The 22,552-nt window shown below is 71.5% G+C and carries 24 protein-coding genes and 1 riboswitch; of the genes, 11 read left to right on the top strand and 13 right to left on the bottom strand.

The features are described from left to right. Positions 1 to 7: 7 nt before the first annotated feature. Both OG226_RS37195 and OG226_RS37190 read right to left on the bottom strand, forming a co-directional pair. Entirely contained in the window at positions 8 to 892 is an 885-nt protein-coding gene (locus OG226_RS37195) for an SDR family NAD(P)-dependent oxidoreductase (RefSeq protein ID WP_328684169.1), read from the bottom strand. Then, entirely contained in the window at positions 892 to 1,689 is a 798-nt protein-coding gene (locus OG226_RS37190) for an acetoacetate decarboxylase family protein (RefSeq protein WP_328684168.1), read from the bottom strand. Before OG226_RS37190 ends, OG226_RS37195 begins: the two co-directional genes overlap by 1 nt. 172 nt (positions 1,690 to 1,861) lie before the next feature. Here OG226_RS37190 and OG226_RS37185 point away from each other — a divergent pair, with 172 nt between their 5' ends. From OG226_RS37185 to OG226_RS37165, 5 genes are all read left to right on the top strand, one after another. Further along, entirely contained in the window at positions 1,862 to 2,845 is a 984-nt protein-coding gene (locus OG226_RS37185; RefSeq protein WP_328684167.1) for a DEDDh family exonuclease, read from the top strand. A gap of 149 nt (positions 2,846 to 2,994) precedes the next feature. Next, positions 2,995 to 3,228 carry a hypothetical protein gene (locus OG226_RS37180; RefSeq protein WP_200686715.1) on the top strand — a complete coding sequence of 78 codons (234 nt, stop codon included), beginning with the start codon at positions 2,995 to 2,997 and terminating at the stop codon, positions 3,226 to 3,228. 85 nt (positions 3,229 to 3,313) lie between these two features. After that, positions 3,314 to 4,108 carry an SURF1 family cytochrome oxidase biogenesis protein gene (locus tag OG226_RS37175; RefSeq protein WP_328684166.1) on the top strand — a complete coding sequence of 265 codons (795 nt, stop codon included), beginning with the start codon at positions 3,314 to 3,316 and terminating at the stop codon, positions 4,106 to 4,108. A gap of 71 nt (positions 4,109 to 4,179) precedes the next feature. Next, positions 4,180 to 5,967, top strand: a complete 1,788-nt coding sequence (locus OG226_RS37170) for a glycoside hydrolase family 15 protein (RefSeq protein WP_329351291.1) — start codon at positions 4,180 to 4,182, stop codon at positions 5,965 to 5,967. A 5-nt stretch (positions 5,968 to 5,972) separates the two neighbouring features. Next, complete coding sequence (locus OG226_RS37165; protein ID WP_328684164.1) at positions 5,973 to 6,728, top strand: SDR family oxidoreductase; 756 nt, start codon at positions 5,973 to 5,975, stop codon at positions 6,726 to 6,728. Between the two features lie 45 nt (positions 6,729 to 6,773). Here the strand turns inward: OG226_RS37165 and amaP are convergent, their stop codons facing one another. Genes amaP through OG226_RS37140 form a run of 5 tightly spaced genes read right to left on the bottom strand, consistent with a single transcriptional unit; the run spans position 6,774 to position 9,141 of the window. After that, positions 6,774 to 7,361 (bottom strand): alkaline shock response membrane anchor protein AmaP, encoded by a 588-nt coding sequence (gene amaP, locus OG226_RS37160; RefSeq protein WP_329351290.1) that lies wholly within the window; start codon positions 7,359 to 7,361, stop codon positions 6,774 to 6,776. Continuing rightward, positions 7,358 to 8,035: a DUF6286 domain-containing protein gene (locus OG226_RS37155; RefSeq protein WP_329351288.1), complete on the bottom strand. Its 678-nt coding sequence runs from the start codon at positions 8,033 to 8,035 to the stop codon at positions 7,358 to 7,360. Before OG226_RS37155 ends, amaP begins: the two co-directional genes overlap by 4 nt. Continuing rightward, on the bottom strand, positions 8,032 to 8,418 hold the full coding sequence (locus OG226_RS37150) for an Asp23/Gls24 family envelope stress response protein (protein WP_329351287.1): 387 nt from the start codon (positions 8,416 to 8,418) through the stop codon (positions 8,032 to 8,034). The genes OG226_RS37155 and OG226_RS37150 overlap by 4 nt, the downstream gene beginning before the upstream one ends. Then, positions 8,415 to 8,600 carry a hypothetical protein gene (locus OG226_RS37145; RefSeq protein WP_019060657.1) on the bottom strand — a complete coding sequence of 62 codons (186 nt, stop codon included), beginning with the start codon at positions 8,598 to 8,600 and terminating at the stop codon, positions 8,415 to 8,417. The genes OG226_RS37150 and OG226_RS37145 overlap by 4 nt, the downstream gene beginning before the upstream one ends. A gap of 55 nt (positions 8,601 to 8,655) precedes the next feature. Further along, complete coding sequence (locus OG226_RS37140; protein WP_329351286.1) at positions 8,656 to 9,141, bottom strand: Asp23/Gls24 family envelope stress response protein; 486 nt, start codon at positions 9,139 to 9,141, stop codon at positions 8,656 to 8,658. Between the two features lie 87 nt (positions 9,142 to 9,228). Here OG226_RS37140 and OG226_RS37135 point away from each other — a divergent pair, with 87 nt between their 5' ends. After that, a complete protein-coding gene (locus tag OG226_RS37135) occupies positions 9,229 to 10,065 on the top strand; it encodes a nucleopolyhedrovirus P10 family protein (RefSeq protein WP_443066940.1) in 837 nt (278 codons plus the stop codon). Positions 10,066 to 10,086: 21 nt separating this feature from the next. Here the strand turns inward: OG226_RS37135 and OG226_RS37130 are convergent, their stop codons facing one another. The 3 genes from OG226_RS37130 to OG226_RS37120 form a co-directional block, all read right to left on the bottom strand. Continuing rightward, positions 10,087 to 10,899, bottom strand: coding sequence for an enoyl-CoA hydratase/isomerase family protein (locus OG226_RS37130; RefSeq protein ID WP_329351283.1), 813 nt, complete (start codon positions 10,897 to 10,899; stop codon positions 10,087 to 10,089). Positions 10,900 to 11,016: 117 nt separating this feature from the next. Further along, positions 11,017 to 11,235: a helix-turn-helix domain-containing protein gene (locus OG226_RS37125; RefSeq protein WP_019060653.1), complete on the bottom strand. Its 219-nt coding sequence runs from the start codon at positions 11,233 to 11,235 to the stop codon at positions 11,017 to 11,019. A 368-nt stretch (positions 11,236 to 11,603) separates the two neighbouring features. Further along, the gene (locus OG226_RS37120; protein WP_328684157.1) at positions 11,604 to 13,202 is read right to left on the bottom strand and encodes an ABC-F family ATP-binding cassette domain-containing protein; all 1,599 of its coding nucleotides are present in this window, start codon (positions 13,200 to 13,202) and stop codon (positions 11,604 to 11,606) included. A 346-nt stretch (positions 13,203 to 13,548) separates the two neighbouring features. On the opposite strand from OG226_RS37120, the gene ypfJ reads away from it, so the two are divergent. Further along, positions 13,549 to 14,439, top strand: coding sequence for a KPN_02809 family neutral zinc metallopeptidase (ypfJ, locus tag OG226_RS37115; RefSeq protein WP_329351280.1), 891 nt, complete (start codon positions 13,549 to 13,551; stop codon positions 14,437 to 14,439). 143 nt (positions 14,440 to 14,582) lie between these two features. Then, positions 14,583 to 15,026, top strand: a complete 444-nt coding sequence (locus OG226_RS37110) for a VOC family protein (RefSeq protein ID WP_329351279.1) — start codon at positions 14,583 to 14,585, stop codon at positions 15,024 to 15,026. A 6-nt stretch (positions 15,027 to 15,032) separates the two neighbouring features. Here OG226_RS37110 and OG226_RS37105 read toward each other — a convergent pair whose 3' ends face one another. The 3 genes from OG226_RS37105 to OG226_RS37095 all read right to left on the bottom strand — a co-directional run bounded on the left by OG226_RS37105 (position 15,033) and on the right by OG226_RS37095 (position 19,572). Next, complete coding sequence (locus OG226_RS37105; RefSeq protein WP_328684154.1) at positions 15,033 to 16,436, bottom strand: hypothetical protein; 1,404 nt, start codon at positions 16,434 to 16,436, stop codon at positions 15,033 to 15,035. Positions 16,437 to 16,679: 243 nt separating this feature from the next. Then, complete coding sequence (locus OG226_RS37100; protein WP_329351278.1) at positions 16,680 to 17,807, bottom strand: alpha/beta hydrolase family protein; 1,128 nt, start codon at positions 17,805 to 17,807, stop codon at positions 16,680 to 16,682. Between the two features lie 1,021 nt (positions 17,808 to 18,828). After that, positions 18,829 to 19,572, bottom strand: coding sequence for a class II aldolase/adducin family protein (locus tag OG226_RS37095; protein ID WP_329351277.1), 744 nt, complete (start codon positions 19,570 to 19,572; stop codon positions 18,829 to 18,831). Positions 19,573 to 19,768: 196 nt separating this feature from the next. Here OG226_RS37095 and OG226_RS37090 point away from each other — a divergent pair, with 196 nt between their 5' ends. From OG226_RS37090 to OG226_RS37080, 3 genes are all read left to right on the top strand, one after another. Further along, the gene (locus tag OG226_RS37090; RefSeq protein ID WP_329351276.1) at positions 19,769 to 20,572 is read left to right on the top strand and encodes a lysozyme; all 804 of its coding nucleotides are present in this window, start codon (positions 19,769 to 19,771) and stop codon (positions 20,570 to 20,572) included. Positions 20,573 to 20,682: 110 nt separating this feature from the next. Beyond that, positions 20,683 to 21,945: an inorganic phosphate transporter gene (locus OG226_RS37085; protein ID WP_329351275.1), complete on the top strand. Its 1,263-nt coding sequence runs from the start codon at positions 20,683 to 20,685 to the stop codon at positions 21,943 to 21,945. A 34-nt stretch (positions 21,946 to 21,979) separates the two neighbouring features. After that, entirely contained in the window at positions 21,980 to 22,201 is a 222-nt protein-coding gene (locus tag OG226_RS37080; protein WP_033287090.1) for a hypothetical protein, read from the top strand. Positions 22,202 to 22,336: 135 nt separating this feature from the next. Then, positions 22,337 to 22,479: riboswitch (cobalamin riboswitch) on the top strand. Positions 22,480 to 22,552: the final 73 nt, after the last annotated feature.

Raw genomic sequence — 22,552 nt, 5'->3', positions numbered from 1 at the left:
AGCCCCCTCAGTCCAGGATGAAGCTCTCTAGGTACGACGGGTTCGCGCGGTCGAGCATCGAGCCCGCCCTCGCCCGGATCTGGGCGTCGCTGTGCTCGCTCTCGGGCAGCAGCCAGAAGCGGTCCGCGCGGATGCCGTCCACGACGAGGTCGGCGACCTCCTCGACGGGCGTGAAGGCGACCTCCTTGCCCGCCGCCTTCATCGCGGTCTCCCACTGGTCGAGGCTGCGGTAAGGGGTCCTACGGGGGCGCTCTTTGGCGTACCGGTCGGGCCGGTTGCGGTGCGACTCCCACAGGCCCGTGCGCAGCATGTGCGGCCCCGGGAACAGCACCGAGGCACCCACGCGCGCGTGCTCCGCCTTCAAGTGGGCGTACAGGGACTCGGTCATCGTCACGACGGCCGCCTTGGTGACGGCGTACACGGAGGCCGTGGGCAGCGGGGCGATCCCGCCGTCCCCGGAGGACGTGTTGACGACATGACCGGGTTGACCGGACTTGATCATCCTCGGCACGAACGCCTGGATACCGTGGAAGACGCCCCACACGTTGACAGCGAACGCCCATTGCCAGTCGTTCGGTTCGTGCTCCCACATCCGGCCCTCGGCACCCGAGCCGACCCCGGCGTTGTTGCAGAGGACATGGACGGCGCCGTACGTCTCGTAGGCCGACTCGGCGAGATCCAGGACCTGTTGGCGTACGCCGACGTCGACCACGCGCGCGTGCACGTCGGCACCGTCGGCGCGCAGATCGGCGGCGGCCTTGTCCAGGGCCCCCTGCTCGACGTCGGCGAGAACCACCTTGAGCCCGTCTGCGGCGAACCGCCGTGCCATCGCGAGCCCGATCCCGCTCGCCGCCCCGGTGACGACGGCGACCTGACCCTCCCTCAACTCCATCAGGCACTCCCCTCGGGCGGCCCGTCGTGGATCTGCTGAGGGTCGTCGTAGCGCTGGTGGATGTACGGCAACAGGGCCTGCGCGTCGACCCGTTCGACGACCTTGCCGCGCTGGTCGCTGGTCTTCTCTCCGATGGTGATGTCGACGAGGGTGCGCACGGGGAGGTCGGCGACCGGGTCGTACATGGACTCGCGCAGGACGACGTCTCCGGTGACGCGTTCCAGTCGGCGGACCTTCTCGTTGCGCAGGCAGTGCACGAGCACGGGGTCGGCGTCGAAGCCCGAACCGTCCACCGCGGGAAGGAACTTGAAGTAGAAGTCGGTCTTCTGGGTCGGCCCGGGGAGGGGCAGTTCCTCGCTGATCGCGCCGCGGACCTCGACGAAGGCGATGCCGTGCCGGGCGAGGGACGCGTGCACGACGAGGCCCACGCGCTCGACGGTCACCTCGCCGAGTTTCTTGGGCTCCCCGAAGACCTCACGGCCGCCGGTGAGGGCCCGTTCGTGGGTCATCGGCATCACCAGGGGGTACCAGCCCTCGACGCCGTCGTGCGCGGCGGCGACCGCGAACGAGCCCGCGCCCAGGGGGTATCCGGTCAGCTCCACCTTGCTGATGTTCACCCGGACCAGGGGCCGCCCGGTGGGCTTGAGGGGCGGCGGCAGGACCGCCGCGACCGCGTCCGGATCGCTCTCCCAGACGGCCACCACACCGGTGGACCAGATGTCGGGAAGCTTGGAGCTCGCCGTGCGTGCGGCGGCGATCTCCGCCTCGGTCCGTGCGCCGTACCGTACGCGTGCCATACGCCGTACCGCCCTTCGTAGGCCGTCATCCGTCAGGCGGGCAGCACGGTCGCACCGGGCGGGCAAAAGGTCCATAGCCACGCGCACGCGCATTCGGCGGACCCGAACGGGCGGGCGGGGCAGGCGACCTGAGGGACAGGACTGTCAGTGGCGGCCCGTATCCTCAGTGACCATGCTCGAAGACCACTCGCCGACAGTGTCCGCAGCCACTCCGTGGCCGGCCGCATATCCCCAGGGGTATGCGGTAGTTGACGTGGAGACCACCGGCCTGGCCCGGGACGACCGGATAATCTCCGCGGCCGTCTACCGTCTGGACGCGCTCGGCGAGGTCGAGGACCACTGGTACACGATGGTCAATCCGGAGCGCGATCCCGGTCCCGTGTGGATCCACGGTCTGACGAGTGACGTCCTGGAGGGCGCGCCCCTCTTCAAGGACATCGCCGAGGAGTTCGCGACCCGCCTGGAGGGCCGGGTGCTGGTCGCGCACAACGCGGTCTTCGACTGGCAGATGATCGCGCGGGAGTACGCGCGCGTGCAGATCGAGCCCCCGGTCCGTCAGCGGCTGTGCACCATCGCCCTGTCGAAGGAGCTGAGCCTGCCGCTGCCCAACCACAAACTGGAGTCCCTGGCAGCGCACTTCGGTGTCGTCCAGCAGCGCGCGCACCACGCGCTGGACGATGCGCGCGTGCTCGCCGAAGCCTTCCGGCCGAGCCTCCGGGCGGCGGCCCAGGGCGGCGTACGGCTGCCGCTGCACGAGTGCCGGCCGCTGACCGAGTGGGCCCAGCCCGCACCCCGGATCGGGCAGCAGGCGGGGGGCTACGGCGGCTTCGGGGCGGGCGGTTGGCGTCCCGCGCGCAAGCGGCCCGCGTGCCCCTACCCGAACCCGGGGCGCTTCGAGGACGGCAGGCCGCTCAAGCAGGGGATGCGGATCGCGTTCTCCGGGGACACGTCCATCGAGCGCGAGCTGCTGGAGGACCGGGCCGTGGAGGCCGGCCTGCACGTCGCGACGAGCCTGTCCCGGCTGACCAGCCTCCTCGTCACGAACGACCCGGACTCGGGCACCTCGAAGGTGGTCAAGGCCAAGCAGTTCGGCACCCCCGTGGTGGACGAGGCGGCGTTCGGGCAGCTGCTGCGGGACGTCGAGGCGGCGGACTGAGCGCGCCGCGCGGAGCCGTACGCCCTGCGGCCGATCACCTCGGTCGCACGGACCGACCGCGCCGCACGGACCGTACGGACGGGTGATTGTCGTACGACTCGCCCCGCGCCCGCTCGCCCGTGCCGGGCGGACGGCCCACCCTGTGGCGCATGGCGAGATGTGAAGTGTGCGGCAATGACTACGGCATGAGTTTCGAGGTGCACGCGCAGGGCGCGGTGCACGTCTTCGACTGCTTCTCCTGCGCGATCCACCGTATGGCCCCGATCTGCGAGCACTGCCGGGTGCAGATCATCGGCCAGGGCGTGGAGGTCGAGGGCCGCTGGTTCTGCGGCGGCCACTGCGCGCGGGCGGAGGGGATGGTGGGGATCGTCGACAAGGTGTGAGCCACCGGCCTCCCGGAAGCCGGACCCCGTATCCCTTCCGGTACCCCCCTGAATGCGCCCCACGACCGAGTTGTACGGTCGTGGGGTGTACCGCTTCCTGATGTCCCGGCAGTGGGTGATCCTCGCGTTGATCACCCTTCTCCTGATCCCGACGATGATCAGGCTGGGCATCTGGCAGATGCACCGCTACGAGATGCGCAGCGCCCGGAACCAGTTGGTCACGAACGCGCTGCACGCCAAGCCGGTCCCCGTGGAGACGATCAGCACCCCGGGGCACGCGGTCACCCGTACGGAGAGGTACCGCACCGTCACCGCGACGGGCACCTTCGAGACTTCTAAAGAAGTAGTCGTCCGGCGCCGTACCAATGACGACGACGAGGTCGGCTTCCACGTCCTCACCCCGTTCGTGTTGACGGACGGCAAGGTCGTGTTGATCAACCGTGGATGGATCCCGGCGACCGGGGTGCAGACGGCCTTCCCGAAGATCCCCGCGCCACCGAGCGGCAGGACCAAGATCACCGGGCGTCTGATGGCCGACGAGACGACCGCGGCGAGCGGCATCAAGGACATCAAGGGCCTGCCCGACCGCCAGATCATGTTGATCAACAGCGCGGAACAGGCGAAGCGGCTCGACGCCCAGGTGCTCGGCGGCTACGTCGAGCAGACCGCGCCGGAGCCGAAGGGCGACACGCCGGAGCAGATCTCCGACCCGGGCAAGGAAGACGCCCCGCTGAACTACGCGTACATGATCCAGTGGTGGCTGTTCGCGGCGGCCGTCCCGGTCGGCTACGTGGTCCTCGCCCGCCGCGAGGCCCGCGACCGCAGGGAGGCGGCGGCGAAGGTGGAGGAGACGGCGGAGGCCGAGCCCGCGACCGTGTGACCCGGGCTTCTCTTCACCCGCCCGGCCCCGAACCTTGATTGCCTCACCGACAGGCAGGGAACCCGCACCCCGTGCACCCACGTATCGAGGACTACGCCCTCATCGGCGACGAACAGACCGCGGCCCTGGTCGGCATGGACGGCTCGGTCGACTGGCTGTGTCTGCCGCGCTTCGACTCGGCCGCCTGCTTCGCCAGAATGCTCGGCGACGAGGACAACGGCCACTGGCGCATCGCCCCCAAGGGCGCCGACCGCTGCACCCGCCGCGCCTACCGCCCCGACACCCTGGTCCTGGACACGGAGTGGGAGACCGACGAGGGCACCATCCGCGTCACCGACCTGATGCCCCAGCGCCACCGCGCCCCCGACGTCGTACGCATCGTCGAAGGCGTCAGCGGCAAGGTCACCGTCCACAGCAGGCTCCGCCTGCGCTTCGACTACGGCGCGGTCGTGCCGTGGATGCGCCGGTCCGACGGGCACCATGTGGCCGTCGCGGGCCCCGACTCGGTGTGGCTGCGCAGCGAGCCCGAGGTGCGCACCTGGGGCGAGGACTTCAGCACCCTCTCGGAGTTCACCGTCGAGGCCGGCCAGAAGGTCGCCTTCGTCCTCACCTGGCACCCCTCCCACGAGCCCCGTCCGCCGCTCGTCGACCCCTACCAGTCGTTGCACACCAGCGTCGCGGACTGGAGGCGCTGGGTGGCCCGCTGCCGCTACGACGGCCCCTACAGGGACGCCGTCGTACGGTCCCTGATCACCCTCAAGGCCCTCACCTACCGCCCGACCGGTGGCATCGTCGCCGCGGCCACCACCTCGCTGCCCGAGGAGATGGGAGGCGTCCGCAACTGGGACTACCGCTACTGCTGGCTGCGCGATTCGAGCCTCACCCTGGGCGCCCTGATCGCCGCGGGCTACCACAAGGAGGCCGAGGCCTGGCGCGACTGGCTGCTCCGCGCGGTCGCGGGCGATCCTGCGGACCTGCAGATCATGTACGGCGTGGCGGGCGAGCGACGGCTCCCCGAGTTCGAACTGCCGCACCTCTCCGGCTTCGCCGGTTCGGCCCCCGTCCGGATCGGCAACGGCGCCGTCAACCAGCTCCAACTCGACGTCTACGGAGAGGTGCTGGACTCCCTGTGGCTGGCCCGCCGCGCGGGACTGTCCCCCAAGCCGCACATGTGGTCGCTCCAGGCCGTCCTCCTGGAGTGGCTGCGCGCGCAGTGGCAACAGCCGGACGAGGGCCTCTGGGAGGTGCGCGGCGGGCGCCGGCACTTCGTGCACTCCAAGGTCATGGTGTGGGTGGCCGCCGACCGCGCCGTCCGCACCCTGGAGGAGTACGCCGACCTGCCCGGCGACCTGGAGGGCTGGCGCGAACTGCGCGACGCGGTGCACCGGGACGTGTGCGAGAAGGGCTACGACCTGGAACGCAACACGTTCACGCAGTACTACGGTTCGCAGGAACTCGACGCCGCCCTGCTGCTCATCCCCCGCTTCGGCTTCCTGCCGCCGGACGATCCGCGGGTCGTCGGCACGGTCGACGCGGTCCGCGAGGCCCTGGGCCACGACGGCTTCGTCCGCCGCTACGACACCGCCGCCGACACCCCGGTGGACGGGCTGCCCGGCGACGAGGGCGCCTTCCTGGCGTGCTCCTTCTGGCTCGTGGACGCACTCCAGATGACGGGCCGCAGGAAGGAGGCCCGGGTGCTGTTCGAGCGACTGGTGGGCCTCGCGAACGACGTGGGGCTGCTCGCGGAGGAGTACGACCCGGTGGCCGGCCGTCAGCTGGGCAACTTCCCGCAGGCGTTCAGCCACATCGGCCTGGTGAACACCGCCCTCACCCTGTTCGGGGACGAGGAGGCAGGATAGGGGCCATGGATCTTGGACTGAAGGACCGGGTGTACGTCGTCACCGGAGCCACTCGCGGGCTCGGCAACGCCACCGCGCGCGAGCTGGTGGCCGACGGCGCGAAGGTGGTCGTCACCGGTCGCGACGAGAAGCGGGCCGCCGACGCGGCGGCCGAGCTGGGGCCGAACGCGGTCGGCGTGGCCGTCGACAACGCCGACGCGGAGGCGCCGGCCCGGCTGATCGCCGCCGCGCGCGAGCACTTCGGGGGCTTCGACGGCATCCTCGTGAGCGTCGGCGGGCCGCCGCCCGGGTTCGTCGCCGACACCACCGACGAACAGTGGCAGTCGTCGTTCGAGTCGGTGTTCCTGGGCGCGGTACGGCTCGCCCGCGCGGCGGCCGAGGAGTTGGGGGCGGGCGGTGTCATCGGGTTCGTGCTCTCCGGGTCGGTGCACGAGCCGATCCCGGGGCTGACGATCTCGAACGCGCTGCGGCCCGGTCTCGCCGGTTTCGCCAAGTCCCTCGCGGACGAGCTGGGCCCGCGCGGCATCCGTGTCCTGGGGCTCCTGCCGGCCCGCATCGACACGGACCGCGTGCGCGAGCTGGACGGCCTGTCCGCGGACCCGGTGGCCACGCGTGCGGCCAACGAGTCGCGGATTCCGCTACGGCGGTACGGGACTTCGGACGAGTTCGGGCGGGTGGCCGCGTTTCTGCTGTCGCCGGCCGCGTCCTACCTGACGGGGATCATGGTCCCTGTTGACGGTGGGATGCGGCACGGGTTCTGACGGCCCATCAACTCGATCATCCCGCTCAACCCATCAGTCAACCTGTCAACTCACCCGCTCCGCTCGGTGCTTGACGCCCGTCAGGCGGACCTCCGTAGGCAGCGACTCCAGGCCGGCCGAATCGCGGGCGTGGGCAAGGGCGTTGGCCGTCAGGTGGTCGAGGGCGACTCCCGGGTCCACGTGCGGTTCCAAGCTGAGCTGGACGCGGGCCTCGGGTGCCGTGCGGGTGCCGGCGAGCCGCACGTGCGCGTGGGCCACGCCGTCCAGGGCGCCCGCGTCGGTGGCGAGGACGCCCTCCAGGGCCCGGCCCCGCAGCAGCGCGCCCTCGCCGTCGCCGGTGCTGACGGCGACCTCGGTGAGCCGACGGCGCCGTAGCACCGCGACGAGCCACCACAGGGCCAGCAGGACGAGGACGGCGAGCACGGCGAGGACCGTCGGCCACCACCAGCCGTCGCCCCGCCACCGGGTCCGCCGGGCATCGCTGAGCAGGACGTCGTGGCGCCCGTCATAGATCCACCAGGAGGGCGGCTTCACGCCGAGGCCGACGGCCAGTACCGAGCCGCCGAGCACGAGCAGTACGAGGCCCACGACACCGATCACCGCGCGGTTGACGATCCTGAGCACCGGCCTCATCCCTTCCGTCCGGAACGGCCGACGTGCACCGACAGAGCGGGCGGTCGGGCGAGTCCGAGCCCGCTGATCGCGTCGCCGAGCACGGCGTCCAAGTCGGTCCGTACGTCGTCGAGTTCACGGAAATGCGACACCGCGCGGACGTCGGCTTTGGTCCGGCTGGTCCGTACGCGTACCGACTGCACGCCCGAGACCTCCATGGCCCGGTCGCGCAGCACCATCGCGGCGGCGGCGCGTTGCAGGCCGGCCCGGACGTCGGCGTGGGTGCGGCGCATCGGCAGCACCTGGCGCAGGCCGGGTGTCACCGCGAGCACGATCAGCCAGAGGCCGAGGGCTGCGGCGATGCCGGCGCCGACGAGCACCCAGGTGTCGTCCAGGGGCCGTTGGGCGAGTTGTCGGGCCAGTTCCCGGCGCCAGTGCGCGGCGGGCCGCTCCGCGCGCACGGCGGTGGCGTCGTAGAGCAGGGCGCCCGCGCCGGCGAGCAGCAGGACGGCGACGATGCCCGCGGGGACGCGGCGCGCCGACCAGAAGCGGCCTCCCTTGCCATCCCCGTCATGGACGACGGGAACGGGGTCGTAGTCGGACGCGGCGGTGTACCCGCCGGGTCCGGGGTCGGTCTCCTTCTCGATGACCGGTAGTCGTTGGGTCGTGCCGTCGGAGCCCTGGGGCTCGCTCATCGCGTCCTCCCCTGTGCCGCGCCAAGTGCCGGATGGAGCCGTTCCACTTGGACGGCGACCTCGGGCACGTCCATGCCCACCAACGCGCGTACCCGCTGAACCACCTGTCGACGCACCTGAAAACAGCGGGCGCCGATGTCGCAGGGATAGTCGAGTTCGAGGTGCACGCGCACGCGTACCGTGTCGTGGTGTACGACCACGGTGGCATGCGGCGAAGCGGCGTCCGGGTGCAGGGGTCCGAGCGCCTCGCGCGCGGCCTGCGCGGCGATCTTCGCCACGACCCGGTCGGCGATCCGGGTAGCGCCCCGCTCACCGGGTGCGACGACCGCCAGGGGTCTGCCGCGCTCGTCGACCGCTCCGTCCCGGCCGCTCACGGGCGTCACCGCCGCCGGTCGTCACGCGAGCGGAAGAAGTCGCCGAGTTCCAGGTCCCCCTCCAGGAACCGGCCGACGACGAACCCGATGGCGCCCAGGGCCGCCACCAGCAGGAAGGCCCCGAACCCGCCGAAGTATCCGGCGAAGCCCAGTGCCATTCCGGCGATCATGCCGACCACGGCCCTGCTCATCCTGCGCTCCTCAGCTCGTTCGTCGGCCCGCTCATGAGTTCGTTAGCCGGCTCGGTCACTGGAGTCGGGGCTCCGGTTCGTCGTCCTCTTCGTCCGGCAGCTTCACGTCGCTGACCGCGATGTTGACCTCGACGACCTCAAGGCCGGTCATGCGCTCCACGGCCACGATGACGTTCTCCCGCACGGCACGGGCCACGTCCGCGATCGACACCCCGTAGTCGACGACGATCTCCAGGTCGAGCGCGGTCTGCACCTCGCCGACCTCGGCCTTCACACCCCGGGACACCGACTTCGTACCGCCGGGCACCCGATCGCGCACGGCCCCGAAGGTGCGGGACAGCCCGCTGCCCATGGCGTGGACGCCCAGGACGTCCCGGGCGGCCAGCCCGGCGATCTTCTCCACGACGCCGTCGGCGATGGTGGTCCGCCCCCGGGACGCGGGGTCGCCGCCGCCGCGTTTGGTGGGGGGTTTGCGGGTCTGTACGGACTCCCGCTCACCGTCGGGGTCCTGTGTCCGGTTCCGCTCCGTCATGTCGGTCATCGCCGTACATCCCTTTCGGTCGTCGTCCTTCGACCACCGTAAGTGCGGTTGCTCGGTCTCGCGCTGGACATGCGGCAGGGTGGAGGAATGACGGCGGACGCGTGGACTGGGAATCAGGGGCGGCGCGGAGCGCCTTCGAACAGGGCGGTGGTGGGCGACGGACGGGCGGTACGGCATCAACTGCGGCTCGGCAGGCTGCTGCCCCTGGGTGACCGGCGGGACGGTGCGTGGATCGCCGAGCGGGCGGCCGAGGCCGTGCTGCGGGGCGCGGCGGAGCGGGTGCGGGGCGTGCGGCTGGGGGCGCTGCGGATCGCGCTCGCCGATCCGGCGGACGCGCACGTGCCCGCCGTACCGCCTCCGCCGGGTGCGCTGCCGCCCGGGCCGCTGCGGATCACGGCCGACTTCGCCGCCGCGGCGACCGAACCCCTGCCGGCTGCGGCGTCCCGGCTGCGCACGGCCCTGGCCACGGTCGCTGCTGAGCGGCTCGGTCTGGTGGTGGACGAGGTTGATCTACAGGTGACGGTCCTGCTGGACCATATGGACGACGTTGACGGTATGGACGATGTCGACCGTGTGGACGATGCGGATCACGATCCTGCTGCCGACGTTGACCATGTTGATGACATTGACCGTGTGGACGATGTTGACCGTGTTGACGGCGGCGACGCGTCCCTGGTCGCCGCCGCCGCGCTCGCCGTCCCGGGAGTGGCCCGGCTGACCGGTGCGCTGGGCGGGCTCGGCCGGGCGGTGCACATCCAGGAGGTCGCCGGCGAAGGGGCGCTGCCTCGTCGCCACACGCGCGTGGAGCTCGCGGTGCGCGCGGACCACCGGGCCCTGGATGTGGCCCGGGAGGTCCGCGCGGGGGTCGGCGAGGTGCTGCCGGATCACCCGACCGTGGCCGTACTGGTCACCAAGGTGGACTGACGGCAAGGTGGGCTGACGGCCTTATTCGCCGACGCCGGCCAGGTCCCTCAGGCGTCGGGCCTGTGCGGCGCGCTCGGCGGCGCGCTGGTCGTCGTAGGCACGGCCCTGGACGCCCTGGAGCAGCGCCTTGGTCTCGATGAGGGCGTCGCGCGGGGCGGCCAGCAGCGCGGTCGCCAGGTCGCGTACAGCGCCCTCGACCTGGTCGGCGGGCACGGCGATGTTCGCGAGGCCGGTGCTGACGGCCTCCTCGGCCAGGACGGAGCGCCCGGTCGCGCAGATCTCCAGCGCGCGGGCGTAGCCGACGAGGCCCACCAGGGGATGCGTGCCGGTCAGGTCGGGCACCAGTCCGAGGCTGGTCTCGCGCATGGCGAACTGCACATCGTCGGCGACGACGCGCAGGTCACAGGCGAGGGCGAGCTGGAACCCGGCCCCGATGGCATGCCCCTGGACGGCGGCGATGGACACGATGTCGCTGCGTCGCCACCAGGTGAAGCCCGCCTGGTACTCGGCGATGGTCCCGTCCAGCGTGGCGTCGTCGCTGTGCGCGAGGTCGATGAACGACGGTTCGCCGTCGAAGCCCTCGGGCGTGAACGCCCGGCGGTCGAGTCCGGCCGAGAAGGACTTGCCCTCGGCACACAGCACCACGACGCGGACGGAGCCCGGCAGCAACCGCCCGGCCTCCGCCAACGCCCGCCAGAGAGCAGGACTTTGAGCGTTGCGTTTGGCCGGGTTGGTCAGCGTCACCGTGGCGATCGCGTCGTCGACGGTGAGCCGTACGCCGTCCTTGTCGAGTACGGGACCGAGGTCCTTGTCGTCCTGTTCGGGCGAAGCCATGGGGCGCCTCCGATGTGTGCGGTCAGCAGAGCAGAGCTAAGTGACTGCACAGTAACCACCCGGTCGGTCAGTCGTCCGACCGGGTGGCCACCATCGAAGCCGATGAGCCACCCGGGGTCAGGCCGAAGCCTTCTTGCCCCGGGTCGCCCCACCACGCCCACGAAGCGTGACGCCCGACTCACTGAGCATCCGGTGGACGAAGCCATACGAGCGGCCGGTCTCCTCGGCCAGCGCTCGAATGCTCGCACCGGAGTCGTACTTCTTCTTCAGGTCTGCCGCGAGCTTGTCGCGCGCGGCGCCGGTTACCCGGCTGCCCTTCTTCAGAGTCTCGGCCACCCGTGCCTCCTCATGGGAAGTGCGCTCTTGGTCTCCTCATGATCACCCCTCCAAGCGTTCATGGCCACCCATTCGGCAAGGTCCGTAAGACAAGGTTTTGACGACAGGAGTGCGTCCCCACAAGTGGAATGTGGAATTCCTGAGGATCTTGTCCGTACGGCCGAACGAGTTGTTCCGCGAAGTACCTGGTCAGAGACGCGGGACGGCCGAGCCCTTGTCGATAAAGGACTCGGCCGGGAAATCGGTGTACGACACACCTCGGTACGAGGAGATCTCACACAGATGGTGGATCACCGGTAGGCCGAATGATCCATACGCCGTGGATCAAGCATTCGGCCAAGCGGCACCGACCGTCGGGCGGCCGACTGTCAGGCGAGCGCGACGAGATCCGCGTAGTCCGCGCCCCACAGGTCCTCGACGCCGTCCGGCAGCAGGATGATGCGCTCCGGCTGGAGAGCTTCCACGGCGCCCTCGTCGTGGGTGACGAGAACGACGGCGCCCTTGTAGGTGCGCAGCGCGCCGAGGATCTCCTCGCGGCTGGCGGGGTCCAGGTTGTTCGTCGGCTCATCCAGGAGGAGGACGTTCGCGGACGACACCACCAGGGTGGCGAGCGCGAGGCGGGTCTTCTCCCCTCCGGAGAGAACACCGGCGGGCTTGTCGACGTCGTCCCCGGAGAACAGGAACGAGCCGAGCGTCTTGCGGACCTCGACCAGGTCCAGGTCCGGGGCGGCGGAGCGCATGTTCTCCAGGACCGTGCGCTCCGGGTCGAGGGTCTCGTGCTCCTGCGCGTAGTAGCCGAGCTTGAGGCCGTGGCCCTCGATGACCTCGCCGGTGTCCGGCTTCTCGGCGCCGCCGAGGAGCTTCAGGAGGGTCGTCTTGCCTGCGCCGTTCAGGCCGAGGATGACGACGCGCGAACCCTTGTCGATGGCCAGGTCGACGTCGGTGAAGATCTCCAGGGAGCCGTACGACTTCGACAGGCCCTCCGCCATGAGCGGGGTCTTGCCGCAGGGCGAGGGCTCCGGGAAGCGCAGTTTGGCGACCTTGTCGGAGACACGCACCGCGTCGAGGCCGGCGAGCAGCCGGTCGGCGCGCTTGGCCATGTTCTGCGCGGCGACCGTCTTGGTGGCCTTGGCGCGCATCTTGTCGGCCTGCGAGTGCAGGGCGGCGGCCTTCTTCTCGGCGTTCTGCCGCTCGCGCTTGCGGCGCTTCTCGTCGGCCTCGCGCTGCTGCTGGTAGAGCTTCCAGCCCATGTTGTAGTAGTCGATCTGGGAGCGGTTGGCGTCCAGATAGAACACCTTGTTGACGACGGTCTCGACGAGGTCGGTGTCGTGGGAGATCACGATGAAACCGCCGCGGTACGTCTTCAGGTAGTCGCGCAGCCAGACGATCGAGTCGGCGTCGAGGTGGTTCGTGGGCTCGTCGAGCAGGAGCGTGTCCGCGTCCGAGAACAGGATGCGGGCCAGCTCGATACGGCGGCGCTGACCGCCGGAGAGCGTATGGAGCGGCTGGCCGAGCACGCGGTCCGGGAGGTTCAGCGCGGCGGCGATGGTGGCGGCCTCGGCCTCGGCGGAGTACCCGCCCTTGGTGAGGAACTCCGTCTCCTGGCGCTCGTACTGGCGCATGGCCTTCTCGCGGGTGGCGCCGCTGCCGTTGGCGATGCGCTGTTCGTTCTCGCGCATCTTGCGGATCAGGGTGTCCAGGCCGCGCGCGGAGAGGACGCGGTCGCTGGCGAGCACGTCCAGGTCGCCGGTGCGGGGGTCCTGCGGGAGGTAGCCGACCTCGCCGGAGCGGGTGACGGTGCCGCCGGCGGGTTGGCCCTCGCCGGCCAGGACCTTGGTCAGGGTGGTCTTGCCGGCGCCGTTGCGCCCGACCAGACCGATGCGGTCGCCCTTGGCGACACGGAAGGTGGCGGACTCGATGAGGACGCGGGCACCGGCGCGCAGCTCGATACCGGAGGCGGAGATCACGGTCAGACTCCAGAGCGGGGTCGTAGGCGGAAGGGGCGGCTGAGGACGTTCCCGCCGTCTAATGCGCGAGGAGAATGGCCATGGGCCAAGTCTAACGGGGACGTGCAAGCGCTTTTCCTGTGCGCGGTGGGTCATCGCCCCGGAGCGGGCGGCCCCGGTGATCCGGTACAGGGCGTCCACAGCGATGAGCTGCGCGGTCCGGGCCGGTGCGGGGAGATGAGCACCTCACGCGCGTGACGTACGGCACGCGCGCGCGTGCCGGCTCGGTGGGCGGAGCTGGGTGCTGTCCCCCGTTCGGCCCTCGTCCGGCGCCTCGGGGGGGGGAACGGCGGGCGAGGATGACGCCATGCAGTTCGACGACGACGCGAATCTGGACACCTCCGAGGTGCAGGACGTGCGCGGCAGCCGGATTCCCGGTGGCCGGGCGACCGTGGGCGGTGGCCTCGCGGGGCTGATCGCGCTGCTGCTCGGGCTCTTCTTCGGTGTCGGTCCCGACAACCTGGGGTTGTCGTCGGGCAGCGACTCACCGGCGGCGACCGCGTCCTCGCTGGCCCAGGTGCAGTCGACCTGCCGTACCGGACAGGACGCGAACACCAAGGAGGACTGCCGCATCGTGGCGGTGGTCAACAGCGTGCAGGACTTCTGGACGCAGGAGTTCCGGCGGCGCAGCGGTACGTACACGCGGTCGCCCACGGTCTTCTTCAGCGGGCAGGTCGCCACCGCGTGCGGGACGGCGACCTCGGCGGTGGGGCCGTTCTACTGCCCCGGCGACCGGAAGGTCTATCTGGACCTGGGGTTCTTCGACGAGCTGCGGACGAAGTTCGGCTCCAGCGGCGGGCCGTTCGCGCAGGCGTATGCCGTGGCGCACGAGTACGGGCACCACGTGCAGGACCTGATGGGCACGCTCGGCCGGTCGCAGGACGGGCGGACCGGTGCGAACAGCAACGCGGTGAAGGTGGAACTGCAGGCCGACTGCTACGCCGGGGTCTGGGCGCACCACGCGACCACCACAAAGGACGAGTCGACCGGGCGGCCGTTGATCACCAGCCTCACGGACGCCGACATCCGGGACGGGCTGGACGCGGCGGCGGCCGTGGGCGACGACCGGATCCAGGAGCGGTTCCAGGGCCGGGTGACGCCGGAGAGCTGGACGCACGGGTCGGCGGCGCAGCGGCAGCAGTGGTTCTACACGGGCTACCGGACCGGGGACATGGCGCAGTGCAACACCTTCCGCTGACAGCCTCGCGGGGCGTTCTCGCGAGGCGTTGTCAGTGGCGGGTGCAAGACTCGTCGAAAGCGATCGAAGCAGCGGAAACACTGAGGAACCCGACAGCGACCAAGAACGGCTGAGAACCCCAGGCACACAAGGAAGTGATCGGCATGACAGACGAGGACAGCGGGCGTCCCGGCATCCACCCGTCCATCTACCCGTCCCTGCTGTACGCGGACGCGAAGGCGGCGATCCGGCAGCTCACGGAGGCCTTCGGCTTCACCGAGCTGGCCGTGTACGAGGGCGAGGACGGCTCGGTGATGCACGCGGAGCTGGCGCAGGGCAACGGCGCGGTGATGCTCGGCTCCAAGGGCCGCGGCGGCCGTTTCGACGAGGCGATGAAGAGCGCGGGTCCCGCCGGGGTGTACATCGTCGTGGACGACGTCGACGCCCATCACCGGCGGGCCGTGGAGCACGGCGCGGAGATCCTGATGCCCCCGACGGACCAGGAGTACGGATCCCGGGACTACATGGCCCGGGACGCCGAGGGCAACATCTGGAGCTTCGGTACGTACGCTCCGGAGTGGCCGGAGAGACCGAAGACAGGGGCCTGACCGCGCCTAGCTTCCCCCCGTGTGCACCTGGAAGGCCGCCCGGCGTACGGCCTTGGCGAGCGCCGGGTCCGGGTGGGCGGCGGCGAGCGCGACGAGGACCTGCACGGTGCGGGGATGGCCTACGGCGCGCACCTCGTCGAGGAGCATCGGGACGGTCGGCTGGATCGCGGACTCCAGGTGGCGCACCAACAGCGGGGCCTCCCCGTGGTCGGCGACGGCGGCGGCACTGTCGACCCACAACCAGGTGGCCTCTTCGCGGGTGAGGACCTCGTGCGCGTCCTCCGGGTCGATCCCGTCGTGCTCCGCGAGCCACAGCAGGGCGTACGGCCGCAGGGTCGCCTCGTCGGCGACGGCGCGGACGTCGGGCTCGGCCGGGGCGCCGACAACGCGCAGCGCCTCGAAGGCGAGGCCGCGCAGCAGGGCGTCCTCGCCGCGGGCGGCGTCGATCAGCTGGCCGACGGCGGTGCCCACGGTGCGGGCGGCGAGCCAGGCGCGGTACTCGGCGCGGGCGGCGTTCGGGCGGAGCTGGGAGCAGCCGCGGAGCATGTCCTCGGCGGACTGCTCGATGTTCCCTGCGGGGCTCTGCGCGGCCACGCAGATCTGCTCCAGCTTGACCCAGACCGCCCAGCTGCCGAGCGGGGTGAGGGTGGCCTGGGCGTCGCCGTAGGTGAGGGCGCCGACGGAGGCGAGAGCGTGCAGGGCCCAGTCGAGGAGGGGGTCGAGAGGGGCGTCGGCGACGGCCGGTGGCTGCTGGACGGGTTCGGGCTGGGGGCCGTAGGGGATCTCGCAGCGCTCGGTGCGCAGTTCGGTGACCCGCTGGCCGAGGAGGTCGAGGAGCTGTTCGACGGGGACGGGCCCGGCGGACAGCTGAAGGAAGGAGAGCACCTGAGGCATGGCCGAGACGACCTCGGCGACGGCTGAGGGCTCGTGCTCCCGGGGTTCCGGGTGGGCGAGCGACCAGGCGTCGAAGAGGGCGACCCAGCCGCGCAGGACGGCGCTGTCGTCGCGGTCCCAGGCGCGCAGCCGCCAGCCGGGGCGGGCCTCGTCGCCGTGCACCTCGACGAGGCCGGCGAGGCGGGCGGTGTCCCAGTCGGCGCGGACCTGAGCCGGGGTCAGGCCCAGATCCTCGGCCGCGAGTTCGGCGGTCGCGTCGGAGAGGGTGCCTTTGCCGTCGGGGCTCGCGCTGTCACGGCCGGGGCGTAGTGCGGCGTCGGCCCAGTGGGCGACGCGGGCGGCCCCGGCCAGGCCGGAGCGAGCCATTCTGGCCAGTTCCGCGGGGGCCGGTGTGCCCTCCGGAGGGCGGGGTACGGGGCGGCGCGAGCGCCGCTGGTTCATCGCTCGGGGGGCGGCGGCCAGGGGTCGCGGGCGGACGAGTCGAAGCCTGGAGTCGCGCGGGATACGGGACGTCACGGGTGCAGTCTTCCGGTTGACGGTCCGAAAACCCAAACGGAATGTCACGGCGGGCGACGGGGAGGGCCAAGGCACAGGGTCCCGCGGGCGGCTGGGGACCGGGATCAGGCCAGTGGTACAGGGCTAAACGGAAGGTCGGCGGGGTGTGCTGAGGGTGGGAGTCCGGGGTGGTGAAGGGAGGGCGGTCGGTACGGGCCCGACGGATCACAACAGAGGGCGCGAAACACGGCAGCCCGCATCCGCTCACATCAGCGGGGTCAGGAAGCGGCGCAGGATCTCCTCGTATCCGGCCGGGTCGGCGTTCCACATCGCGCCGTGCGGGGCGTGGTCGACCGGCTGGAGGGTGATCAGGTCGGGGCGGTGGGCGGCGAAGCGGCGGGAGAGGGTCCAGGGTGCCACCGTGTCGTCCGGGCCGTGGAAGATCAGGGTCGGGACCCGGAGCCGGGCCGGGTCGGCGGCCTCGGCGATGCGGTCGCCGTGCAGACCCGTGCGGCCCTGGGCGGCGCGGACCGCCAGCGGCAGCAGCGCGCCCGGGGTGTGCCGGGCGGTGGCGAGGGCGCGCAGCGTGGTCTCCCAGTCGAGCACCGGGGAGTCCAGCACCAGGCCGGAGACGCGGTCGCGCATCGCGGAGTGGGCGACGGCGCGCAGGGCCATGGTGGCGCCGGTGGACCAGCCGTACAGGACGACGTGCTCGGCGCCGTACCGCACGGCGTAGCGGATCGCCGCGTCCAGGTCGCGCCACTCGGTCTCGCCGAGGTGGCCCAGGCCGTCGGGGTTGCGGGGTGCGCCCAGGTCGCCGCGGTAGGCGAGGGCGAGGACCGGGAAGCTGTTGCGGTGCAGGAACTCCATGACGTTCAGGGAGAGTTCGCGGGTCGCGGCCAGTCCGTGCACCGCGATCACCCAGGTGCTACGCGCTCCGGGCACGAACCACGCGGGCAGGGAGCCGAGTTCACCGGGGATGTCGATGTCGGCGTGGTCCAGGCCGAGGGCGGCGCTCGGGTTGCCGACGTGGACGTTCGGGGTGAGCCACACCTTGTCGCCGGGGCGCAGGGTGCCGTGGGTGACGCGTTCGAGGCGGCGTACGACGGCGTCGGCGGAGGCCGACGCGGTCTCGACGACGGGCCCGACGACAGCGTGGGAGCCGTCGCCGGCGAGGCCGTAGGTGCCGGGCCGCAGGGACGCCAGGTCCCGGGTGAGCGTGATCTGCCCGGCGGCGGTGGAGTGCACCGTGAGCCGGGGTTCGTTCGGCAGGGGACGCCCGGGCGGCGCCTTCAGCGCGGCGTCACTGGCGAACCGGCCGACGGCGACGCCGGCCGCACCGGCCGCGAGGGCCACGGAGACGGCCGCGGCCGCCGCTTTGACTGTGCGCACGGGTCCAGTGTCCCGGGGGAGACGGCTGGCGGCCAGCCGGAGAGGGCGGGGGGATTGTCGGGGCGGGGTGTTCCGGTGGCGGTGAGAGGGGCGGTGTCGGTGGGGCGGGTGCTGCGGGGAGGCTGGGATGTCTCGGTGGCGGTGACAGGGACGGAGCAGTGACGGTGGGCGCCCCTCGGGGGGGGCAGGCGCCGGTATTGAGGGGCCGGGACGTCCCGGTGGCGGCGACAGAGACGGAGCAGTGACGGTGGGCGCCCCTCGGGGGCAGGCGCCGGCGTTGAGGGGCCGGGACGTCCCGGTGATCGCGGAAGGCACGGTGCCGGTGGTAGCCGGCGCTCCTTGAGTGGCCATGCGGGTGAGGGTGGGGGGACCGCGCCGGTCGCGCGGGACCCCAGGGGTGATGCGCGGCGGGTTGGCGGAACGAGGCACGAGGGTGACGCCAGGCCGGCCGGTTGCGCGGGACACGGGGGGGATGCGAGGCAGGCCGGTGGCACGGAGACGACGCGATGGGGGGACCGCGCCGGTCGCGCGGGACCCCAGGGGTGATGCGCGGCGGGTTGGCGGGAACGAGGCACCAGGGTGACGCCGGGCCGGCCGGTTGCGCGGGACACGGGGGATGCGAGGCAGGCCGGTGGCACGGAGACGACGCGAGACGGGCCGGTGGCGCGACGCCGTGCGGGTGAGCAGTGCGGGCGACACGAGGCAGCTCGGCGCCGCCGGAGGGGTCCTCGCCGGAAGCACGCCTCGGAAGGCCCCGAAGGAAGCGAGCCGCCGGGAGCGCCCACCTAGCCCTCGCCGCGCTCATCCCTCGCCGTCCGATCCCCTCATCCCGTCACCCCCGCCCCCTCACCCCTTCACCCTCACCCCAGCCGACCTCACCCCCTCACTCCCTCACCCCAGCCGACCCCACCCCCTCACCGCAGCCCATACCACCTCCCTCGCATCCACCGCCCGCACCCCCTCACCCAGCGGTGCGCTCCCTCACCCAGCGGTGCGCTCCCTCACCCAGCGGTGCGCTCCCTCACCCCGCCGCGCGTCCCCGCTGCCCATACCCCCGCAACCGCTCCCCCGCCTCGGCCACCTGTTCCCCCGTCAGCAACGTCGGCGACAACCCCGGCACCGACGACGCCGTCAGCCACAGCCGGCACATCCACTCCAGCTGGGCCGTGCGGTCGAAAGCCTGGTCGAGGGAGGTGCCGTAGGCGATCGTGCCGTGGTTCTGGAGGAGGCAGGCCGAACGGTCCGTCAGGGCGTGGAGCATGTTCTCGGCCAGCTCCTCCGTGCCGTAGGTCGCGTACGGGGCGACCCGGACCGGGCCGCCGAGGGCGCCGGACATGTAGTGGACGGAGGGGAGTTCGGGGACGAGGGTCGAGACGGCCGTCGCGTGGACGGCGTGGGTGTGGACGACGGCGTGGGCGTCGGTGCTGCGGTAGACGGCGAGGTGCATGGGCAGTTCGCTGGTCGGGAACAGGGTGCCGAGGACCTGCCGGCCGTCGAGGTCGACGCCGACCGTGTCCGCGGGTGCGAGGCGGTCGTAGGGGACGCCCGACGGTGTGACCAGGACGGTGTCGCCGACGCGGACCGAGACGTTTCCGGAGGTGCCGACGACCAGGCCGTCGGCGACCGTCCGGCGCGCGGTCGCGACGAGTGCGCCCCAGGCGTGCGCCTCATCGGCGCTCACGCTCCTCCTCCGCGTCTCCCCCACAACTCCCGCACTCTCCCGGGCGTCCCGCCCGCCCCACTGGTCCCGCCGTTGCTCAGCCATGTCGCGATCCTGTCAGCCGGTGCCCCAACGCACGTTCGGGCGAAGGCACTTTAGGCCGGAAGCCGCGCGTCCGAAAGATGACATATGGGCGTGAACCGCCCACTCCAGTCGCCCGGCTGGAGACCGACCGGCATCGACGGATCACCCGACAACCTCCGGGGGATCCGCCGTACACGCCGCCGTTCCCGGGGGAAACATGGCCCATGACCGCACACCGTCCCTGACCCGCGCCCGCACCGGCATCCGCCTCCGCACCAACCCCCGCGCCCGCCTCACCGCGGCCGCCGTCGCCGCTCTCACCGTCGGCGCGACCACCTTCGCGCTCGCCGAACTCCCGGCCGTCGCCGCAGACATCGCCGCGAGCTCGCCGAAGGGCCACGACGTCTCCTCGCACCAGAAGAACGTCGACTGGCCGAGCGCGAAGGCGAAGGGCGCCACGTTCGTCTACGTCAAGGCGACCGAGTCGACCACCTACCGCAACCCGTACTTCGACCGGCAGTACGACGGGGCCCGCAAGGCCGGCATCATCCGCGGCGCGTACCACTTCGCCCTGCCGGACAGGTCGTCGGGCGCGAGCCAGGCCGCGTACTTCGTGGCGCACGGCGGCGACTGGAAGGCGGACGGCTGGACGCTGCCGCCCGCGCTGGACATCGAATACAACCCGTACGACAAGGAGCACGGCTGCTACGGCCTGAGCAAGACCGCGATGGTCAACTGGATCAAGGCCTTCAGCGCCGAGGTGAACCGGGAGACCGGCCGCCGCCCGGTGATCTACACCACCACCCTGTGGTGGAAGACCTGCACGGGCGACAACAGCTCCCTGGCCTCGACACACGCGCTGTGGATCGCCCGCCACAACGCGGCGGACGCGGGCTCGCTGCCCGCCGGATGGTCGTACTGGACCTTCTGGCAGTACGACAACAGCGGGAGCCTGCCGGGTGACCAGAATCTCTTCAACGGGACGGTGAGCCAACTGCGGAAGTTCGCCCGGGGCTACTGAGTGATTCACCAGGCAATCCGGCCACCACAGAGACCCCCTCAGTTCATCTTCCGTTCATCCAGATTGCCTACGGTCAACGCGCCGATGACCTCGAACGATTGTCTGGGTAAATGGAAAACTTCTCGCTGATCCTCGCGATTGTGGTAATCACCGCACTCGCGTTCGATTTTACGAACGGTTTCCACGACACCGCCAACGCGATGGCCACCACCATCTCGACCGGTGCGCTCAAGCCCAAGGTCGCGGTGGCCATGTCGGCCACCCTCAACCTGGTGGGCGCTTTTCTCTCCGTGGAGGTCGCCAACACGATCTCCAAGGGTCTCGTCGACGAGAGCGGCATCCGTCCCGAGGTCATCTTCGCCGCCCTTGTCGGCGCGATCCTCTGGAACCTGGTGACCTGGCTCGTCGGCCTGCCGTCCAGTTCCTCGCACGCCCTGATGGGCGGTCTGATCGGCGCCACCATCGCCTCGGCCGGCACCGGCGCGGTCCACGGCGACGTCCTGGTCACCAAGGTCCTGCTCCCGGCGGTCGCCGCCCCGATCGTCGCGGGCATCGCGGCGCTGCTCGCCACCCGCTTCTCCTACGCCCTGAGCCGCAACTCCGGGGGCAAGGCCGCCGACAAGGGGTTCCGCGCCGGCCAGATCGCCTCCGCCGGGCTGGTCTCGCTGGCCCACGGCACGAACGACGCGCAGAAGACGATGGGCATCATCACCCTGGCCCTGATCGCCGGCGGTTCCATCGCCCCCGACTCGGACCCGCCCACCTGGGTCATCCTCTCCGCGGGCCTCGCCATCGCGATGGGCACCTACATCGGCGGCTGGCGCATCATCCGCACCATGGGCAAGGGCCTGACCGACCTCCGGCCGCAGCAGGGCTTCGCCGCCCAGACCAGCGCCGCCGCGGTCATCCTGGCCTCCTCGCACATCGGCTTCTCCCTCTCCACCACGCACGCCGTCTCCGGCTCGGTGATGGGCGCGGGCCTCGGCCGCAAGGGCGGTGTCGTCCGCTGGTCGACCGCGACCCGGATGTTCGTCGCCTGGGGTCTGACCCTGCCGGCCGCCGCGCTGGTCGGCGCGCTCGCCGAGTCCGTGACCGACCTCGGCGACTGGGGCACCGCGCTGGTGGCCGTCTTCCTGGTCGCCTCCAGCGCCGGCATCTGGCTGCTCTCCCGCCGCCAGGTCGTCGACGCCTCGAACGTCAACGAGATCGACGAACCGGCCGGCGTGATCACCACCGCGATCGCCGCCGTGACCCCGCCGCCCCCGTCGGTCGCCCTCTCCGAAGGCCTCACGGCCACGATCCCCTCGCCGCCCGTGAACCCGGCCCCCATCGTGCGGTCCGACCCGGCGACACCGCCGGCCGCCGCCGTCTGAGCCCCGCGCCCCGGACACGAAGGAACGAATCAGCATGCATATCGACTGGGCAGCCCTCGGCTCCGTCTTCGGCGTCAGCCTCGTCGCCACCGTCTCCCTGGTGGCCGTCTTCACCCTCGGCATCGTCGGCCTCTCCCGCCGCGAACGCGCCACCGCCCAGGGCGACTCCGCGCCCCTCGCCCTGACCGGCGCGTACGCCTGCTTCGCGGCCTGCGCGGCGGCGGTGGCCTATGGGATCTATCTGATCGTGGCCTGACCGGCCGCCAGTTGGACCGAGCGTGGGGTGCGGGACGGATCGTCGTCCCGCACCCCACGTCCGCGTGACCCCTCCGACCCGTCGCGTGTGGGCATCCGCACACTCCGTCCCCGCAGGTCAACAGTAAGTTGACGGCCCTTCCAACAGCATGGTGGACTGCCGGAGCCATATACGGCGGCAGAAGAGGAAGCCGGTGCGAGTCCGGCGCGGTCCCGCCACTGTCACCGGGGTAGACACCCCCGGGAGCCAGGAACTCTCACCGCCGGTCTCGTCGAACCAGGGCGTGGACACCCTGAGTGAGGACATACCGCCATGCTCGGCTGTCGTTCGAGGTCCCGTACCCGCACAGTG

The organism is Streptomyces sp. NBC_01261 (assembly GCF_036226385.1).
Taxonomy (GTDB): Bacteria; Actinomycetota; Actinomycetes; order Streptomycetales; family Streptomycetaceae; genus Streptomyces.
This window is presented reverse-complemented; position numbering and strand designations above follow the sequence as displayed.

Coding starts and splice junctions, on each gene's coding strand:
- OG226_RS37155 (WP_329351288.1), bottom strand. CDS start 8,035: ATGAGCGAGCCCCAGGGCTCCGACGGCACGACCCAACGACTACCGGTC.
- ypfJ (WP_329351280.1), top strand. CDS start 13,549: ATGCAGTTCGACGACGACGCGAATCTGGACACCTCCGAGGTGCAGGAC.
- OG226_RS37140 (WP_329351286.1), bottom strand. CDS start 9,141: ATGACCGACATGACGGAGCGGAACCGGACACAGGACCCCGACGGTGAG.
- amaP (WP_329351290.1), bottom strand. CDS start 7,361: ATGAGGCCGGTGCTCAGGATCGTCAACCGCGCGGTGATCGGTGTCGTG.
- OG226_RS37195 (WP_328684169.1), bottom strand. CDS start 892: ATGGAGTTGAGGGAGGGTCAGGTCGCCGTCGTCACCGGGGCGGCGAGC.
- OG226_RS37090 (WP_329351276.1), top strand. CDS start 19,769: ATGGCCCATGACCGCACACCGTCCCTGACCCGCGCCCGCACCGGCATC.
- OG226_RS37185 (WP_328684167.1), top strand. CDS start 1,862: ATGCTCGAAGACCACTCGCCGACAGTGTCCGCAGCCACTCCGTGGCCG.
- OG226_RS37180 (WP_200686715.1), top strand. CDS start 2,995: ATGGCGAGATGTGAAGTGTGCGGCAATGACTACGGCATGAGTTTCGAG.
- OG226_RS37190 (WP_328684168.1), bottom strand. CDS start 1,689: ATGGCACGCGTACGGTACGGCGCACGGACCGAGGCGGAGATCGCCGCC.
- OG226_RS37135 (WP_443066940.1), top strand. CDS start 9,229: ATGACGGCGGACGCGTGGACTGGGAATCAGGGGCGGCGCGGAGCGCCT.
- OG226_RS37145 (WP_019060657.1), bottom strand. CDS start 8,600: ATGAGCAGGGCCGTGGTCGGCATGATCGCCGGAATGGCACTGGGCTTC.
- OG226_RS37080 (WP_033287090.1), top strand. CDS start 21,980: ATGCATATCGACTGGGCAGCCCTCGGCTCCGTCTTCGGCGTCAGCCTC.
- OG226_RS37085 (WP_329351275.1), top strand. CDS start 20,683: ATGGAAAACTTCTCGCTGATCCTCGCGATTGTGGTAATCACCGCACTC.
- OG226_RS37095 (WP_329351277.1), bottom strand. CDS start 19,572: ATGGCTGAGCAACGGCGGGACCAGTGGGGCGGGCGGGACGCCCGGGAG.
- OG226_RS37110 (WP_329351279.1), top strand. CDS start 14,583: ATGACAGACGAGGACAGCGGGCGTCCCGGCATCCACCCGTCCATCTAC.
- OG226_RS37130 (WP_329351283.1), bottom strand. CDS start 10,899: ATGGCTTCGCCCGAACAGGACGACAAGGACCTCGGTCCCGTACTCGAC.
- OG226_RS37165 (WP_328684164.1), top strand. CDS start 5,973: ATGGATCTTGGACTGAAGGACCGGGTGTACGTCGTCACCGGAGCCACT.